At 74.3% G+C, this 16,035-nt stretch carries 14 protein-coding genes; 9 read left to right on the forward strand and 5 right to left on the reverse strand.

Annotated features, from left to right (window positions below):
- Positions 1 to 21 precede the first annotated feature (21 nt).
- Positions 22 to 438, reverse strand: a complete 417-nt coding sequence (locus tag ACFYUZ_RS03790; protein WP_389305976.1) for a VOC family protein — start codon at positions 436 to 438, stop codon at positions 22 to 24.
- A 115-nt stretch (positions 439 to 553) separates the two neighbouring features.
- Here ACFYUZ_RS03790 and ACFYUZ_RS03795 point away from each other — a divergent pair, with 115 nt between their 5' ends.
- A complete protein-coding gene (locus ACFYUZ_RS03795) occupies positions 554 to 1,189 on the forward strand; it encodes a uridine kinase (RefSeq protein WP_389305978.1) in 636 nt (211 codons plus the stop codon).
- Between the two features lie 42 nt (positions 1,190 to 1,231).
- Here ACFYUZ_RS03795 and ACFYUZ_RS03800 read toward each other — a convergent pair whose 3' ends face one another.
- Both ACFYUZ_RS03800 and ACFYUZ_RS03805 read right to left on the reverse strand, forming a co-directional pair.
- The gene (locus ACFYUZ_RS03800) at positions 1,232 to 2,146 is read right to left on the reverse strand and encodes a carbohydrate kinase family protein (RefSeq protein WP_389305980.1); all 915 of its coding nucleotides are present in this window, start codon (positions 2,144 to 2,146) and stop codon (positions 1,232 to 1,234) included.
- Positions 2,143 to 3,138: a pseudouridine-5'-phosphate glycosidase gene (locus ACFYUZ_RS03805; RefSeq protein WP_389305981.1), complete on the reverse strand. Its 996-nt coding sequence runs from the start codon at positions 3,136 to 3,138 to the stop codon at positions 2,143 to 2,145. The genes ACFYUZ_RS03800 and ACFYUZ_RS03805 overlap by 4 nt, the downstream gene beginning before the upstream one ends.
- 275 nt (positions 3,139 to 3,413) lie before the next feature.
- On the opposite strand from ACFYUZ_RS03805, the gene ACFYUZ_RS03810 reads away from it, so the two are divergent.
- From ACFYUZ_RS03810 to ACFYUZ_RS03825, 4 genes are all read left to right on the forward strand, one after another.
- Positions 3,414 to 3,770 carry a cupin domain-containing protein gene (locus tag ACFYUZ_RS03810; protein WP_389305983.1) on the forward strand — a complete coding sequence of 119 codons (357 nt, stop codon included), beginning with the start codon at positions 3,414 to 3,416 and terminating at the stop codon, positions 3,768 to 3,770.
- 334 nt (positions 3,771 to 4,104) lie between these two features.
- A complete protein-coding gene (locus ACFYUZ_RS03815) occupies positions 4,105 to 5,445 on the forward strand; it encodes a discoidin domain-containing protein (protein WP_389305985.1) in 1,341 nt (446 codons plus the stop codon).
- Entirely contained in the window at positions 5,445 to 6,731 is a 1,287-nt protein-coding gene (locus ACFYUZ_RS03820) for an MFS transporter (RefSeq protein WP_389305986.1), read from the forward strand. The genes ACFYUZ_RS03815 and ACFYUZ_RS03820 overlap by 1 nt, the downstream gene beginning before the upstream one ends.
- 73 nt (positions 6,732 to 6,804) lie before the next feature.
- Positions 6,805 to 7,785 carry a TolB family protein gene (locus ACFYUZ_RS03825; protein ID WP_389305988.1) on the forward strand — a complete coding sequence of 327 codons (981 nt, stop codon included), beginning with the start codon at positions 6,805 to 6,807 and terminating at the stop codon, positions 7,783 to 7,785.
- 16 nt (positions 7,786 to 7,801) lie between these two features.
- Here the strand turns inward: ACFYUZ_RS03825 and ACFYUZ_RS03830 are convergent, their stop codons facing one another.
- Positions 7,802 to 9,097 (reverse strand): MFS transporter, encoded by a 1,296-nt coding sequence (locus ACFYUZ_RS03830; protein ID WP_389305990.1) that lies wholly within the window; start codon positions 9,095 to 9,097, stop codon positions 7,802 to 7,804.
- 68 nt (positions 9,098 to 9,165) lie between these two features.
- On the reverse strand, positions 9,166 to 9,744 hold the full coding sequence (locus ACFYUZ_RS03835) for a methylated-DNA--[protein]-cysteine S-methyltransferase (RefSeq protein WP_389305991.1): 579 nt from the start codon (positions 9,742 to 9,744) through the stop codon (positions 9,166 to 9,168).
- Positions 9,745 to 10,078: 334 nt separating this feature from the next.
- Here ACFYUZ_RS03835 and ACFYUZ_RS03840 point away from each other — a divergent pair, with 334 nt between their 5' ends.
- The 4 genes from ACFYUZ_RS03840 (at position 10,079) to ACFYUZ_RS03855 (ending at position 15,933) form a co-directional block, all read left to right on the forward strand.
- Positions 10,079 to 10,981, forward strand: a complete 903-nt coding sequence (locus ACFYUZ_RS03840) for an MHYT domain-containing protein (RefSeq protein WP_389305993.1) — start codon at positions 10,079 to 10,081, stop codon at positions 10,979 to 10,981.
- 71 nt (positions 10,982 to 11,052) lie between these two features.
- The gene (gene uvrB / locus ACFYUZ_RS03845) at positions 11,053 to 13,197 is read left to right on the forward strand and encodes an excinuclease ABC subunit UvrB (protein WP_389305995.1); all 2,145 of its coding nucleotides are present in this window, start codon (positions 11,053 to 11,055) and stop codon (positions 13,195 to 13,197) included.
- Between the two features lie 151 nt (positions 13,198 to 13,348).
- Entirely contained in the window at positions 13,349 to 13,927 is a 579-nt protein-coding gene (locus ACFYUZ_RS03850; RefSeq protein WP_030692674.1) for a TerD family protein, read from the forward strand.
- A gap of 98 nt (positions 13,928 to 14,025) precedes the next feature.
- Positions 14,026 to 15,933 (forward strand): TerD family protein, encoded by a 1,908-nt coding sequence (locus tag ACFYUZ_RS03855; protein WP_389305996.1) that lies wholly within the window; start codon positions 14,026 to 14,028, stop codon positions 15,931 to 15,933.
- Positions 15,934 to 16,035 lie beyond the last annotated feature (102 nt).

Here is a 16,035-nt window from a genome sequence, read left to right on the forward strand (position 1 = left end):
AGTGACAAGGTCAAGCCCGGCTCAGCGCTCGGGGCGAAGGAACTCCAGCCGGTTCCCGTGGCAGTCGGCGACGTAGAAGCGGCGGTGGCCAGGGAAGTCGTCGTCCCAGGTCACCTCGACACCCAGGCCGGTCAGCCGCTCGGCCAGACCGTCGAGGTCGGCGACCAGGATGCCCGGGTGCCCCTTGCGGGCCGGCCGGAAGTCCTCCTCGACGCCCAGGTGGATCTCCAGCGCGTCCGAACGCACCCACAGGCCGCCGCGCGCCGCGAGGACCGGCGGCTTCTGGATCTCGGTCATGCCCAGCACGTCCACGTAGAACCGGCGGCACACCTCCTCCTCGCCCGGCGGCAGGGAGAGCTGCACGTGGTGCAGCCCGAGGCCGAAGGGCGTCGTCGCCTCCGTGGTCGCGTAGGGCAGTGCTTCCCGACACCGGCTCATGGGAACCAGTCCTCTCCTCCGTGGACGCCGTGCGGTCGCTCGGCGACGTCACCGTACGGCCGAAGACGTCGGCCGGTACACGTCAGGGGCGGGCGGGGCGGGCAGGATGGGTGGCATGCGATACGAGGCGATCACCTGGGACCGGCTGGCGGAGACGCTCGCCGGCCACCTCGACGCGTCGCCCGCCGCGGCGGGCGACGACTGGCTCAAGGTGGGCATCGACGGCCCGCCCGCCGCGCCCGGGGGCGAACTCGCCGGGCTCCTCGCCGAGGCCTTGCGCACGCGCGGGCGGGCGGTCCGGGTCGTGAGCACCGGCGGCTTCCTGCGGCCCGCCTCCCTCCGGTACGAGTACGGGAAGCAGGACCCCGACGCGTACTACAGCGGATGGACCGACACCGGGGCCCTGTGGCGGGAGGTCTTCGGGCCGCTGGACCCCGGCGGCACCGGGCGCGTGCTGCCCGACCTGTGGGACCCGGCCACGGACCGCGCGACCCGCAGCCCGTACGTCACGCTGCCGCCGCGCGGGGTGCTCGTGCTGCACGGGACCTTCCTGCTCGGCCACTGGTTCCCCTTCGACCTCACCGTGCACCTGCGCCTCTCGCCCGGCGCCCTCGCCCGGCGCACGGAGGAGGCCTGGACCCTGCCCGCCTTCGCCCGGTACGAGACGGAGGTCGGCCCCACCGAGGCGGCGGACGTCGTCGTGCGCGCCGACGACCCGCGCCACCCGGCCTGGACGGGGCTGCGGACGTAGGGCCCGTCCGGCGGATCGGGGCCGGACGGGCTCCGGGGACCGTCAGCCGTCGCCCGGGCCGGCCCGGGGTCTGCCGCCCACCGTGGTGACCGCCTCCGCGCCCGCGCGGCAGCCCGCCTCGGCGGCCCGCGCCGGGTCCGCGCCCGTCAGCCGCGCCGCCAGGAACGCCCCCGTGAACGCGTCGCCCGCGCCCGTCGAGTCCACCGGCCGCACCGGCGGCGCCGCCACCCGCGCGGTGACCGTGCCGCCCTCGGCGACCAGCGCGCCCGCCGCCCCGAGGGTGACCACGACCAGCGGGAAACGCCGGCTCAACTCCGCTGCCGCCGCCTCCGGTTCGCCGCGCCTGGTGAGCGACCGGGCCTCGTCGGCGTTCGGCAGCAACGTCTCGGCACCCTCCGCCGCCGCGAGGAACCGGTCCGCGCCCAGCTCCGCCAGGAACCCCGCCGACGCCGGGTCCACGCTCACCGGGACCCCCGCCGCCCGCGCGTCCCGCAGCGCCCGGCGGGCCGTCTCGCGGCTCGTCGCGGCGAAGAACAGGTACCCCGAGAGGTGCAGCCGGGCCACGCCGTCGAGCAGGCCCGCGGACCAGTCGGCGGGGGAGAGGCGCAGCGCGGCACCGCTGTCCGTCAGGAAGGTGCGCTCCGCCGAGCCGTCCACCAGCGCGATCACCGTGGCCGTCGCCGCGTCCGCGTCCGGGACGAGCAGGGGGCGCACGCCCGCCCCGCGCAGCGCCCGCTCGTGCCAGCCGGCCGCGTCCGTTCCCACCCGGCCGAGCATCCGCACCTCGCCGTGGCCCGAACGCGCCGCCCAGCACGCGGCGTTGGCCCCGGCGCCGCCCGGGAGGGTCCGGATCTCCGCCGCCGTGTCCGTGGCGGGGGCGAGCGGGGTCCGGTGCCGGGCGACGACGTCCGTGACCACGTCCCCGACGACGAGCAGCGCGCCCCCGGGCCGGGTCACCGGCCGTGGGTGCCGGTCGCCGGAGCGCCGTCCGCCCCGGCGGCACCCGTGCCCGGAGGCACCGTCGCCGTGCCGCCGGGCGCGGTCCCCGCCGCGTACGCCCCCGCGATGCTCGCGGCGAGCCGCACATTGCCGCGTACCGCCGCGAGGTTGGCCTCCAGGGACGCTCCTTCGGTGTGCACCATCAGGTATTCGAGGAGGAACGGCGTCACCGCCTGCCCGGCGATCCCCTTCTCCTTCGCCGCCGCCAGGCCCCGCGCGAGCACCCGGTCGTGCAGCGCGGGATCCAACTGCTCGGCCGTCGGCACCGGGTTGGCCACCACGAGCGCGGCCCGCGGGCCGCCGAGCCCGTCCTGCGCCCGCATCACCCCCGCCACCTCCTCCGGGGTGCGCAGGGTCCAGTCGACGGGCTCGCCCGAGGAGGAGAGGTAGAAGCCGGGGAAGCGGTCCGTGCCGTAGCCGACGACCGTCACCCCCAGCGTCTCCAGGCGCTGGAGCGTCGCGGGCACGTCGAGGATCGACTTGACCCCGGCGCACACCACGGTGATCCCGACCCGGGCGAGCAGCCGCAGGTCGGCGGATTCGTCCTGCGTCTCGCTCCACTCGCGGTGCACGCCGCCGAGCCCGCCCGTCGCGAACACCCGTATGCCGGCCGCGTCCGCCAGCCGGGCCGTCGCCGAGACCGTCGTCGCCCCCGTCGACCCGGTCGCCAGGGCGGGGGCCAGGTCGCGGTGGCCCAGCTTCCGCACCGACGGGTCCTCGGCGACGCGGGTCAGGGCCGCCCGGTCGAGGCCGATCCTGGCCGTGCCGTCGATGACCGCGATCGTGGCGGGGACGGCGCCCCCGGCCCGTACGGACTCCTCCAGCTCCGTCGCCACGGCGAGGTTGCGCGGGCGCGGCAGACCGTGGGCGATGAGCGTCGATTCCAGCGCGACGACGGGCCGGCCCTCGTGGAGCGCCTCCCGTACCTCTTCGGACACCTGTGTGGGCATGTCCCATTCCTTGGCGCGATCACCGGCCCCGCAAACCTCGTCGGCGACCTCCCGCCACACCCCGGGAGCCGCCTGCGGAATCCGTGACGGGGCGCCGGACGGAGGCGGCGACGACGGCCGCGACACCCTTGGGGCGCTGCGGCGGAGGGCCGGTGCGGATTTCGTCGCCGTCCTCGGTCCTCGGCGTCACGCCTGGTCGGAGCCGAAACGGAGGCTGTTCTTCCAGCCGATCCCGGCCTCGGGGGGCCTTCGGGGCCCGGCTACAGTCACCGCCCATGACGACTCATGACCTGCCTTCCTTCGCCGTGCACATCCCCGACGCGGAGCTGGAGGTCGAGCCCCTCGACCCCGGCCAGATCGTCTCCGGCACGCCCGAGGTGACGGGCAAGGTGCTGTGGGAGTCGGCCGACGGCAGGCAACTGCGCGGCATCTGGCAGATCACGCCCGGCGTCGTCACCGACACCGAGGCCAACGAGCTCTTCGTGGTGGTCTCCGGGCGGGCGACCGTCGCCGTCGAGGGCGGCGACACGCTGGAGATCGGCCCCGGCGACGCGTGCGTGCTGCGGGAGGGCGACCGGACGACCTGGACCGTGCACGAGACCCTGCGCAAGGCGTACCACATCAGCCTCTGAGGACCCCCGCGCCCCCGGGCCGAGAGCCGTCCGGGCCCCTGAACTCCGGGCGGCGGAGGGGGAGTCGGGAGTCTGGTAGGAAACCTTCCTGTCCGCTATTCTCCCGGGCAGCGGCTCGGCGCGGCGCCCCCTCCCAGGGGCGTGACGCGCTCAGCGAGAGCTCTGACCCGGCCGCCGAGCACCACCCCGCCGTGTGGCGCCCGAATCGCCACCCGGCCGGTCGCCCGTGTCCGTCCCCCACGGCACGGGTGACCCGGCCGCACCCCGCGGCCGGTCCGTGGTGCCCCGCACCGGTGTCCAGCTCTCGCCGACCCCCAGGCCAGGGAGCCCAGGTATGCGCCCGTTCGCCTCCGCCCCACCCCGCCGCACCACCGACCGACTGCCCCTCGTCCTCAGCGCCGTGCTGCTGCTCGTCGGCGGGCTCCTGCTCGCCCTCCCGGACCGGGCCGGAGCCGCCGCCGACACCCTGATCTCCCAGGGCAGGCCGGCCACCTCCTCCTCCGTCGAGGACTCCACCTTCGGCCCCGAGAAGGCCTTCGACGGCGTCTCCACCACCCGCTGGGCCAGCACCGAGGGCGTCGACCCGCAATGGATCAAGGTCGACCTCGGCCCCTCGGCCACCGTCTCCCGCGTCAAGCTCGTCTGGGAGGCCGCCTACGCCAAGGCCTACCGCGTCGAGATCTCCGCCGACGGCACCACCTGGACCCGCCTCGCCACCGAGACCGCGGGCAACGGCGGCACCGACGACTGGACCGGGCTCACCGGCACCGGCCGCTACCTGCGCGTCTACGGGACCGCGCGCGGCACCTCGTACGGCTACTCGCTCTACACGGTGGAGGTCTACGGCACCACCTCCACCACGCCCCCGCCCACCGGCGCCTTCACCGTCGTCGCGGCCGGCGACATCGCCGCCCAGTGCACCGCCTCCAGCAGCTCCTGCGCCCACCCGAAGACCGCCGCGCTGGCCCAGCGCATCGCGCCGTCCTTCTACCTGACGATGGGTGACAACCAGTACGACGACGCCCGGCTGTCGGACTTCCGCAACTACTACGACAAGACCTGGGGCGCCTTCAAGGCGCAGACCCGGCCCGTGCCCGGCAACCACGAGTCCTACGACCCGGCCGGCGCGTTCTCCGGCTACAAGTCGTACTTCGGCGCGATCGCCTACCCCCAGGGCAAGCCCTACTACAGCTACGACCAGGGCAACTGGCACTTCGTCGCCCTCGACTCCAACACCTTCGACGACGCCGCGCAGATCCAGTGGCTCAAGGACGACCTCGCGCGGAACACCAAGGGCTGCGTCGCCGCCTACTTCCACCACCCGCTGTACTCCTCCGGCGGCCACGGCAACGACCCCGTCTCCAAGCCCGTATGGCAGATCCTCTACGGGGCCGGGGCCGACCTCGTCCTCAACGGACACGACCACCACTACGAGCGCTTCGCCCCGCAGGACCCGAACGGGCGGGCCACCGCCGACGGCATCGTCGAGATCGTCGGCGGCATGGGCGGCGCCGAGCCCTACGACATCGAGACGGTCCAGCCGAACAGCCAGAAGCGGATCAGCGGCACGTACGGCGTCCTGAAGCTGGACCTCACCGACACCACCTACACCTGGCAGTACGTCGGCACCGACAACCAGGTCAAGGACTCCGGCCCGACCTACGCCTGCCACTGATGTACCTCGCGACCACCGGTCGCCGCGACGCGCCGCCCCGCCCCACCGGGGCCCGGCGGCGCGTCCCCGGCACCGTCCTCGTCCTCGGCACGGTCAGCCTCGTCACCGACGTCTCCTCGGAGATGGTGACCGCCGTCCTGCCGCTCTACCTGGTCCTCGGACTCGGCCTCTCCCCGCTCCAGTTCGGCCTCCTCGACGGCCTCACCACCGGCGCCACCGCGCTCGTACGCCTCCTCGGCGGCGCCGGCGCCGACCGCGGCGGCCGCCACAAACAGGTCGCCGGACTCGGCTACGCCCTCTCCGCCTGCTCCCGGCTCGGCCTCCTCCTCGCCGGCGGGGCGACCGGCTGGATCGCCGGCTCCCTCGCCGCCGACCGGCTCGGCAAAGGCGTCCGCACCGCGCCCCGCGACGCGCTCATCACCCTGCACAGCCCGCCCGAGGACCTCGGCCGAGCCTTCGGCATCCACCGCGCCATGGACACCACCGGCGCCCTCCTCGGGCCCCTCGCCGCCTTCGCCCTGCTGTGGGCGACCGCCGAGACGTACGAGACGGTCTTCGCCGTCAGCTTCTGCGTCGGCGCGCTCGGCGTGCTGGTCTGGCTGCTCTTCGTCCCGGGACGGCCGCGGGACCCCGGCCGGCCGCGGGAGGACCGGGGCACGCGGCCCAGGATCCCGGCGGCGCCACGCGCGCGTGGCGGGCTCCTCGCGGCCCCGCGCTCACCCGCGTACCGCCGGATCGTGCTCTGCGCCGCCCTCCTCGGCGCCGCCACCGTCGGCGACTCCTTCCTCTACCTGCTGCTCCAGCGGCGCCTCGACCTCGACGCGACCTGGTTCCCGTTCCTGCCGCTCGGCGCCGCAGCCGTCTATCTGCTGCTCGCCGTCCCGGCGGGCCGCCTCGCCGACCGCCTCGGGCGCCGCCGGCTCCTCCTGTACGGGCACGGGGCCCTGCTCCTCGCCTACGGGCTGCTCCTCGCCCCCGTGCCCGGCGCGGCGGCCCTCGTGGGCGTCCTCGCCCTGCTCGGGGTCTTCTACGCCGCCACCGACGGCGTCCTGATGGCCCTCACCGGACCGTTCCTCACCGAGGGACGGCAGGCCGGCGGTCTCGCGGTCGTCCAGACCGCGCAGGCGCTCGCCCGGCTCGGCGCCGCCGTCGCCTTCGGCGCCCTCTGGACGGCGAGCGGACCGGAGACGGCCCTCGTGGCGGCACTCCTGGCCCTCGCGGCGGCCCTGGGCTGCGCCGCCCGTCTGCTGCCGTCCGGGCCGACTCCCGAAAGGAGCACGACATGACCGTCCTCGGAAGGAGCGCGGCACGGCCGCCCCGAAGGGAGCACGACGTGAACGTCCCCGAAGGGAGTACGACATGAACGTCCCCGCCTCCACGCGCGCGCGTGTGGGGATCCTCGTCCTCGCCCTCCTGCTGCTCGGCGGCGGAGCCACCGCCTACACCCTCCGCGCCGCCTCCGGGCGGGCCGCGGCCACCGGGACCGCCGAGCCGGGCTTCACCCTCGACGGCGGCACCGGCGCGCTCTACATCCGGGACACCGCGAGCGGGCGCGTCGCGCGCGTGGACCCGGCCTCGCCCGGCGGCCGGGTGGCGGGCGGCCCCACCTGCGACCGCTTCCACGCCGCCGGTTCCACCGCCCTCTGCCTCCAGCGGCGGCCGGGCGTACCGGCCCGCTCGTACGTCCTCGTGCTCGACGGCCGGCTCCGCGAGACCCGCCGCATCGCCCTGCCCGGCATCCCCAGCCGGGCGAGGGTCTCCGCCTCGGGACGCATGCTGTCCTGGACGATGTTCGCCACCGGCGACTCGTACGCGCGCTCGGCCTTCTCCACCCGCACCTCGATCCTCGACCTGCGCACCGGCTACCTGGTGAAGAACATCGAGCAGATCCCGCTCACCCTCGACGGCCGCCGCCACCACGCCCCCGACGTCAACTACTGGGGCGTCACCTTCGCCGCCGACGACAACCGCTTCTACGCCACCGTCTCGACGGGCGGCCGCACCCGCCTCGTCGAGGGCGACATGCGGAACTGGTCCGCCCGGGCCCTGCGGGAGAACGTCGAATGCCCCTCGCTCTCCCCCGACGGGACCCGGATCGCCTTCAAGAAGCGGGTCTCCGACGGCCCGCGCGAGCCGTGGCGGCTGTACGTGTACGACCTGCGCACCGGACGCGAACACCCCGTCGCCGAGCGGCGCGGCATCGACGACCAGGCGCTGTGGACGGACCCGAGGACCCTCGCGTACGGATACGGGGGAGCGGTCTGGTCGGTGCCCGCCGACGGCACGGGCGCCCCGAGACGACTGGCCGGCGGGGCCTCGTCCCCGGCGGTGCCGCGCTGAGGCGGGAGGGGGCCGGTCAGACCTTCCGCAGGGCGCCGCGCAGCGCGAGCGCCGCCATCGGCAGCAGCAGACAGGCGGCGATCGCGTTCAGCGGCCCGTAGCCCGCCTGCGAGACGATCAGGCCCGCCGCGAGACCGCCGACCCCGGCGGCGGTGTTCATCACGAAGTCGGAGAGCCCCTGGACGGCGGCCCGCGCGGCCTGCGGCACCGAGTCGGTGAGCAGCGCCGACCCGGACACCAGCCCCGCCGACCAGCCCAGACCCAGGACGAAGAGGCCCAGCGCGGTCCGGCCGTGCGACGGCCCCGCCGTGCCCGCGACGAGTGCGGCCGCACCGATGAGACCGACCGCGAGCCCGATCACCGAGAGCCGGCCGAGGCGGTCGGACAGCCAGCCCATCAGCGGCGAGAAGGCGTACATCCCGGTGATGTGCCCGCTGATCACGAGTCCGATCAGCTGGGCGTCCGCGCCGTGATGGGTGAGCGCCACCGGCGTCATCGACATGATCGACACCATGGCGGTGTGCGAGCCGGCGATGGTGACCAGGGCGATCCGGGCCCTCGGGGACGTGCGCACCGCGTCCATCCCGGCCCGCAGGGAGCGGCCCTCCTCCGCCTCGCCCGGACCGGCGGCCGACGACAGCGCGCGGGCGGTGAGCAGCGGGTCCGGTCGCAGCAGCACGGCCACCACGGCCGCCGCGAGCACGAAGACACCGGCGGCCCAGACGAACGGCCCGGCGGCGGCCGGGACGCCCAGGTCCGCGACGCTCTTCCCGGCGGGCGCGGCGACGTTCGGTCCGAGCACCGCGCCGATCGTGGTCGCCCACACCACCGTGGAGATGGCCCGGGCCCTGCGGTCCGGCTCGGCGAGGTCGGCGGCGGCGAAGCGGGCCGCCAGGTTCGCCGAGGACCCGGCACCGAAGCCGAGGAGGCCGACGAGCAGGAGGGGGAAGTTCCCGAGGACCGCCCCGAGCACCACCACGCCGGCGCCGAGCGCCGCCAGCAGGTACGCGAGGACGAGTCCGGTCCGGCGCCCCCGCGAGGCCATCAGGGTGGCCAGCGGCATGGCGACCAGTGCCGAGCCGGCCACCGAGGCCGTCGACGCGAGGCCGGACAGCGCCTCGGTGCCGCTCACGTCCCTCGCCAGGACGGCGGCGAGGGCGAAGCCGATGGCGATGCCGAGGCCCCCCAGGATCTGGGTGGCGATCAGCGTGGCCTGGACGCGTCGGCGGAGCGCGGGCAGCTCGACGGGGGAGACGGCGACGGATATCTCGTCGGGCACGGCAGCGTCAGGGGCACTGGGGGTGTGGGTCACTTACGTGAGTGTGCCAGCCGTCCCATCTGATGGGAACGCCCCCTCCTCCCTCCCGGAGCCGCCCGTGCTCAGAAGAGCGGCGCGGGCAGCACCCCTTCCAGGGCCAGCAGCCGCCGCTTGGTCTCCAGGCCGCCGCCGAAGCCGCCGAGACCGCCGTCGCTCTCCACCACCCGGTGGCAGGGCACCACGACCGGCAGCGGATTGGCGCCCATCGCCGCCCCCACCGCCTGCGCCGCGCCCGGCCGGCCCACGCGCCTCGCCAGCTCCCCGTACCCGACGACCGTGCCGTACGGGACGCCCGTCGCCAGCTCGCGCAGCACCTGCCGGTTGAAGCCGGTCGTCAGGCTCCAGTCCAGCGGCAGGTCGAGGCGGTCCGGCTCGCCCGCGAAGTACCGGTCGAGCCGGCGTGTCGCCTCCGCCAGCCGTCCCGAGGCGCGCTCCACCGGCTCCGCGCCGAGCTGCCCCGCCAGCCGGCCGAGCATCCGCTCCCGCCGGGCCGCGTCGGCGTGGAACTCGACCCGCACGAGCCCCCGCCCGGTCGCGGCGAGGAGGAGCGGCCCGATGGCGCTCTCCACGACCGTCCACTCCACCGTGACGGCCCGCTCCCGGCCGTCCGGCCCCGCCGCCGCCCCCGCGTCGATGTCCATGCCGCCCACGGTACGACCCGCCACCGACAACGCGGCCCGCAACCGGCACCGGCACCACGGACCGGGACCGCCACCGGCAAGGCGGCCCCGAACCGTCACCGGCACCCCGGCCGCGAGCCGTCACGGACAAGCCGGTCCGGAACGGTCGCGGGCCGACCGGCCCGGAACCCTCCCCGAGATCACGGACCGGTCTCGCTCCGGTCTCGCGCATGGAAATTCCCCGGTCACGTGGTCGCCGGGCCCCCGGCGCGCCATAATCTCGCCCCGGTAGTACTACCCAGCGGTACCGACTGTTTTCGGACGACGTTGCACCAGGGGTGGAGGGCACACGCTCATGCAGGGCACGGTCGACGGATTCAGCTACGGGCTCGTCACGCCGGTGGCCGCCTTTCTCATGGCCTGCCTCGGCGGCGCCCTCGGCCTGAGGTGCACCACCAGATCGCTCCGTCACCACGACACCTTCAAGGCGGGCTGGCTCGCCCTCGGCGCCACCTCGATCGGCACCGGCATCTGGACGATGCACTTCATCGCCATGATGGGCTTCTCCGTCGCGCAGGCGCCCATCGACTACGACCGCCCCATCACCTTCGCCAGCCTGGGCGTCGCCGTCCTCATGGTCGGCATCGGCATCTTCATCGTCGGCTACCGCGGGGCGACCGCCCTCACCCTGGTCACCGGCGGCACCATCACCGGCCTCGGCGTCGCCACCATGCACTACCTCGGCATGGCCGGTATGCGCTTCCAGGGCCGGATCGAGTACGACACGGTCACCGTCGCGCTCTCCGTGGTCATCGCCGTCGTGGCCGCCACCGCGGCCCTCTGGGCGGCCGTCTCCGTACATGGATTTCTGGCCAGTCTCGGCGCGAGCCTGGTGATGGGCCTGGCCGTGAGTGGTATGCACTACACCGCCATGGCCGCCGTCAGCGTCCACCTGCACGGCGCCGGGGCCCCCGCCGGAGCCGGCGACCCCGCCGCCACCTCGCTCCTCCTGCCCATGCTGATCGGGCCGGCGGTCTTCCTGATCCTGGCCGCCGTCGTCGTCATGTTCGACCCGCTGCTCGTGATGGGCGACCCGGACTGGCAGCGGCCCGCGGCCCGGACCCCGCACCGCCCCGGCGTGCCCGCGCCGCGCCACGTCCCGTCCTACGGCGAGCCCGCCAACTGGAGCGCCCGCCCCGCCGGACGGGCCGCGCGCAGGGCCGTCCCGCGCGGCGGACACCGCTCCCAGGACTGGTGACGGGGGGGCCGGCGGCCGGGCGGTGAGCCGATCACCGCCCGAGTGTCAGTGCCGGGTCGTACGGTGGTTGCATGCGGCCCGTTTCCAAGATCGAACGTTCGGTGGCGCCCTTCGAGGTCGTCAGTGAGTACCAGCCCAGCGGCGACCAGCCGACCGCCATCGCCGACCTCGAGCGGCGCATCCGCGCGGGTGAGAAGGACGTCGTGCTCCTCGGCGCCACCGGCACCGGCAAGTCGGCGACCACCGCCTGGATGATCGAGAAGCTCCAGCGCCCCACCCTGGTGATGGCGCCGAACAAGACGCTGGCCGCCCAGCTGGCGAACGAGTTCCGCGAGCTCCTGCCGAACAACGCCGTCGAGTACTTCGTCTCGTACTACGACTACTACCAGCCCGAGGCGTACGTCCCCCAGTCGGACACCTACATCGAGAAGGACTCCTCCATCAACGAGGAGGTGGAGCGGCTGCGCCACTCCGCGACGAACTCCCTGCTCACCCGCCGGGACGTCGTCGTGGTCGCCTCCGTCTCCTGCATCTACGGCCTCGGCACGCCCCAGGAGTACGTGGACCGGATGGTCCCGCTCAGGGTCGGCGAGGAGATCGACCGCGACCAGCTGCTGCGCCGCTTCGTCGACATCCAGTACACCCGGAACGACCTGGCGTTCACCCGCGGCACCTTCCGGGTGCGCGGCGACACCATCGAGATCTTCCCGGTGTACGAGGAGCTCGCCGTCCGCATCGAGATGTTCGGCGACGAGATCGAGGCCCTCTCCACCCTCCACCCGCTCACCGGCGAGGTCATCAGCGAGGACCGCGAGCTGTACGTCTTCCCCGCCAGCCACTACGTCGCCGGGCCCGAGCGCATGGAGCGGGCGATCAACGACATCGAGCGCGAGCTGGAGGGCCGCCTCGCCGAGCTGGACAAGCAGGGCAAGCAGCTGGAGTCCCAGCGCCTGCGGATGCGCACCACGTACGACATCGAGATGATGCGGCAGATCGGCTCCTGCTCCGGCATCGAGAACTACTCGATGCACTTCGACGGCCGCGAGCCCGGCTCCGCGCCCAACACCCTCCTCGACTACTTCCCCGAGGACTTCCTCCTCGTCATCGACGAGTCGCACGTCACCGTGCCCCAGATCGGCGCCATGTACGAGGGCGACGCCTCCCGCAAGCGGACCCTGGTCGACCACGGCTTCCGGCTCCCCTCCGCCCTCGACAACCGCCCGCTGAAGTGGGAGGAGTTCCAGGAGCGGATCGGTCAGACCGTCTACCTCTCCGCGACCCCCGGCACCTACGAGCTCTCGCGCGGCGACGGCTTCGTCGAGCAGATCATCCGCCCCACCGGACTCGTCGACCCCGAGGTCGTCGTCAAGCCCACCGAGGGCCAGATCGACGACCTGGTCCACGAGATCCGGCTGCGCGCCGAGCGGGACGAGCGGGTCCTCGTCACCACCCTCACCAAGAAGATGGCCGAGGACCTCACCGACTACTTCCTGGAGCTCGGCATCCAGGTGCGCTACCTGCACAGCGACGTCGACACCCTGCGCCGCATCGAGCTGCTGCGCGAGCTGCGCGCCGGCGAGTACGACGTCCTCGTCGGCATCAACCTCCTCCGGGAGGGCCTCGACCTGCCAGAGGTGTCCCTGGTCGCCATCCTCGACGCCGACAAGCAGGGCTTCCTGCGCTCCGGGACCTCCCTCATCCAGACGATCGGCCGCGCCGCGCGGAACGTGTCGGGCCAGGTCCACATGTACGCCGACCGGATCACCCCGGCGATGGAGCAGGCCATCGACGAGACCAACCGGCGCCGCGAGAAGCAGATCGCGTACAACACGGAGCACGGCATCGACCCGCAGCCGCTCCGCAAGAAGATCAACGACATCGTCGCGACCATCGCGCGTGAGGAGATCGACACCGAGGAGCTGCTCGGCACCGGCTACCGGCAGGCGAAGGAGGGCAAGGGCGCGAAGGCCCCCGTGCCCTCGCTCGCCGCGCACGGCCCCGCGGCCAAGGGCAAGGGCAAGGGCGGCAAGGCCGGCTCCACCGTCGAGCTCGGCGACCGGCCCGCCACCGAACTGGCCGCGCTCATCGAGGAGATGACCGACCGCATGCGCGCCGCCGCGGCCGAGCTGCAGTTCGAGGTGGCGGCCCGGCTCCGGGACGAAGTGGGGGAGCTGAAGAAGGAGTTGCGCCAGATGAAGGAGGCGGGACTCGCCTGACCGGCGAGGACGGGCGGACGGTCCGGTGTGTTGCAAGACCGACACAAAACCGGACCGAGCCTCCGCGGTGTCGGTGCCGCTGCGTAGGGTGCTCGACAACCGCACGCACCGGACAGCGGGCGCGGGGAACGCTAACGAGAGGGGCAAACGCGTGTCGGTCAACATGACCAAGGGTCAGGCCATCAGCCTGGAGAAGAGGGGCGGCGGCAGCCTCACCCAGGTGCGGATGGGGCTCGGCTGGCAGGCGGCGCCGCGCCGCGGTCTCTTCGGCTCGCGCACCCGGGAGATCGACCTGGACGCCTCGGCCGTCCTCTTCGCCGAGAAGCAGCCGGTGGACGTGGTCTTCTTCCGTCACCTGGTCAGCGACGACGGCTCGGTCAAGCACACCGGCGACAACCTCGTCGGCGGTGCCGGCCAGGGCGGCGACGACGAGGCGATCCTCGTGGACCTGGAGCGGGTGCCGGTCCACATCGACCAGATCGTCTTCACGGTGAACTCCTTCACCGGCCAGACGTTCCAGGAGGTGCAGAACGCCTTCTGCCGGATCGTCGACGAGACGAACGGACAGGAGCTCGCCCGCTACACCCTCGACGGCGGCGGCAACTACACCGCGCAGATCATGGCGAAGGTGCACCGGGTCGGCTCCGGCTGGCAGATGACGGCCCTGGGCAACCCGGCCAACGGGCGCACCTTCCAGGACCTGATGCCCGCGATCCTGCCGCACCTGTAGACGGGCCCCGCAGGGCACACCCACAGCTCCCGGAGGCGCGAGGCCGCCGGGAGCTGTCCGCATGATCCGCACCCGGAAACACCGAGGGGACAGAGACGATGACGGCCGAGCTGGTCCGGGGGCAGAACCACCCCCTGCCCGAGACCCGACTGGAGATCCGGGTGTCGGCCGGTCATCCCGTCCTCGCCGGAGCCGCGCTCGGCGACGAGCGGGGCCGGGTCGCGGGCGCGGAGTGGATCGCCCACCCCGGCGCGCCCTCCCTGCCCGGTGTCGACGTGCCCCCGGGGGCCGCCGCCGACCACCGCCTCGCCGTGGATCTGGACGCCGTCCCCGACACCGTCCACCGCGTCTCGGTGCTCCTCGCGCTGACCGACGGAGCCGTGCGCTTCGGGGCCCTCGCGGCCCCGTTCGTCGCCGTCACCGGTCCCGACGGCACCGAGATCGTCAGCTACACCATCACCGGCCTCGACACGGAGTCCGCCGTCGTCGCCCTGGAGCTGTACCGGCGCCAGGGCGCCTGGAAGGTCCGCGCCATGGGCCAGGGGTACGCGGGCGGGCTCGCCGCCCTGCTCGGCGACCAGGGCCTGGAGCGCCCCGGGGACCTCGCCGCGTCGATCCTGGCGGCGGTGGCACCCGAGCGGGAGCGCCCGGCCGAGGCCCCGGCACCCCGCGTCCCCCAGGCCGAGCGCGTGCACCAGCCGGCGGCGCCCGTCCAGGACCCGACGCCCCCGTCCGTACCGGACCCGACGGCCCCGTCCGGCCAGGACCCGACGCCCCCGTCGATCGGCGGCGGGCCCGTCGACTACTCCCACCCGCGGCGCCGGACGGCCTCCGCCGCCGAGCCCGCCCCCGCCCCCGAGCCCCGGCAGGCCCCGCCCGTGCCGGTCGCCGGGGACGCCACGGGCTGGTCCATGGACGAGCGGCTCTACAACCAGGTGTGGGGCATGTTCGAGGACCTGGCCCGCACCGCCGCCGCCTACCGGAGCGCCTGCGACTTCGCGGAGTCCCGGCTCGACCGGGAGCTCGACGAGACGCTCACCGACTACCGGGCCCGGGCCGACGGCGCGAACGACGCCGCGCGGGCCGCCGCCCGCGCCCGGCGCGACGAGCTCGTGGAGCGCGCCCGGGCGGTCCTGGAGCGGGACCTCGCCCAGCTCGCCGCCGAGTCCGAGGTCGTCGAGCCGGCGCTGCCGGCCGCCTACGCCCGCTGGGACAACCCGGTCTGGCACGCGTACCGCGTCCCCGACGAGGAGCCGATGGCTATCCGGCTCGGCGACCTCCACCTCCCCGAGCGGACCGACCTGCGGATCCCCATGCTCGTCCGGCTGCCGCTGGAGCGCGGTCTGTGGGTGGACTCCGGACGGGGCCACTCCGAGGCGGCCGGGCTCCTCGACGAGGTCGAGCTGCGGCGGCTCGCCCTGGACTGCGCGGTGGCGCACGCGGCGAGGCTCCTCGCGGCGCACCCGGCCGACGGCTTCACCGTCCATCTGATCGACCCGGCGGGCGCGGGCGCCGCGGCCCTCGCGCCCCTCGTGGAGACGGGGGCGGCCGCCCCGCCGGCCCGGGGAGCGGCCGGTGTCTCGGCGGTCCTGGAGCAGCTCACGGAGCGGGTGGACCTGCTCCAGATGGCGCTGCGGGGCGGGGCGGCCGACGCGCTGCCGCCCGGTCTGGACACGGCCCGGCAGCTGCTGATCGTGCACGACTTCCCGCACGGCTTCGACGACCGGGCGGTCACGCGGCTGCGGTACCTCGCCGACGAGGGCCCCTCGGTCGGCGTCCACCTGCTGATGGTCGCGGCCCGGGAGGACGCGGCCGCGTACGGACCGCTGCTCGACCCGCTGTGGCGTTCGCTGCTGCGGCTCACCCCCGTGCCCGACGACCACCTGGCCGATCCGTGGGTCGGTCACGCCTGGTCGTACGAGCCGCCGCTCCTTCCTCCGGGCAGCGGGATCCTGCGTCAGGTCCTCGCGCAGGTGGCGGCCGCTCGCCATGAAAAGCCATTCTGACCTGGCCTTTTGGAGCCTCTTTACCCTTCTCTTTACCTTCTCTTGGTCTTTCGGGTACTCTTCTTGGTGCGGAGGGGAGTACTCCCCATTGCGCGGCGTACC

It is taken from the genome of Streptomyces sp. NPDC004266, assembly GCF_042874095.1.
In the GTDB taxonomy this organism is placed as follows: Bacteria; Actinomycetota; Actinomycetes; order Streptomycetales; family Streptomycetaceae; genus Streptomyces.

What these genes read in the sequence shown, in the direction of transcription:
- ACFYUZ_RS03790 (WP_389305976.1), bottom strand. Translation starts at nt 438, where the DNA reads ATGAGCCGGTGTCGGGAAGCACTGCCCTACGCGACCACGGAGGCGACG.
- ACFYUZ_RS03795 (WP_389305978.1), top strand. Translation starts at nt 554, where the DNA reads ATGCGATACGAGGCGATCACCTGGGACCGGCTGGCGGAGACGCTCGCC.
- ACFYUZ_RS03805 (WP_389305981.1), bottom strand. Translation starts at nt 3,138, where the DNA reads ATGCCCACACAGGTGTCCGAAGAGGTACGGGAGGCGCTCCACGAGGGC.
- ACFYUZ_RS03810 (WP_389305983.1), top strand. Translation starts at nt 3,414, where the DNA reads ATGACGACTCATGACCTGCCTTCCTTCGCCGTGCACATCCCCGACGCG.
- ACFYUZ_RS03815 (WP_389305985.1), top strand. Translation starts at nt 4,105, where the DNA reads ATGCGCCCGTTCGCCTCCGCCCCACCCCGCCGCACCACCGACCGACTG.
- ACFYUZ_RS03820 (WP_389305986.1), top strand. Translation starts at nt 5,445, where the DNA reads ATGTACCTCGCGACCACCGGTCGCCGCGACGCGCCGCCCCGCCCCACC.
- ACFYUZ_RS03825 (WP_389305988.1), top strand. Translation starts at nt 6,805, where the DNA reads ATGAACGTCCCCGCCTCCACGCGCGCGCGTGTGGGGATCCTCGTCCTC.
- ACFYUZ_RS03835 (WP_389305991.1), bottom strand. Translation starts at nt 9,744, where the DNA reads ATGGACATCGACGCGGGGGCGGCGGCGGGGCCGGACGGCCGGGAGCGG.
- ACFYUZ_RS03840 (WP_389305993.1), top strand. Translation starts at nt 10,079, where the DNA reads ATGCAGGGCACGGTCGACGGATTCAGCTACGGGCTCGTCACGCCGGTG.
- uvrB (WP_389305995.1), top strand. Translation starts at nt 11,053, where the DNA reads ATGCGGCCCGTTTCCAAGATCGAACGTTCGGTGGCGCCCTTCGAGGTC.
- ACFYUZ_RS03855 (WP_389305996.1), top strand. Translation starts at nt 14,026, where the DNA reads ATGACGGCCGAGCTGGTCCGGGGGCAGAACCACCCCCTGCCCGAGACC.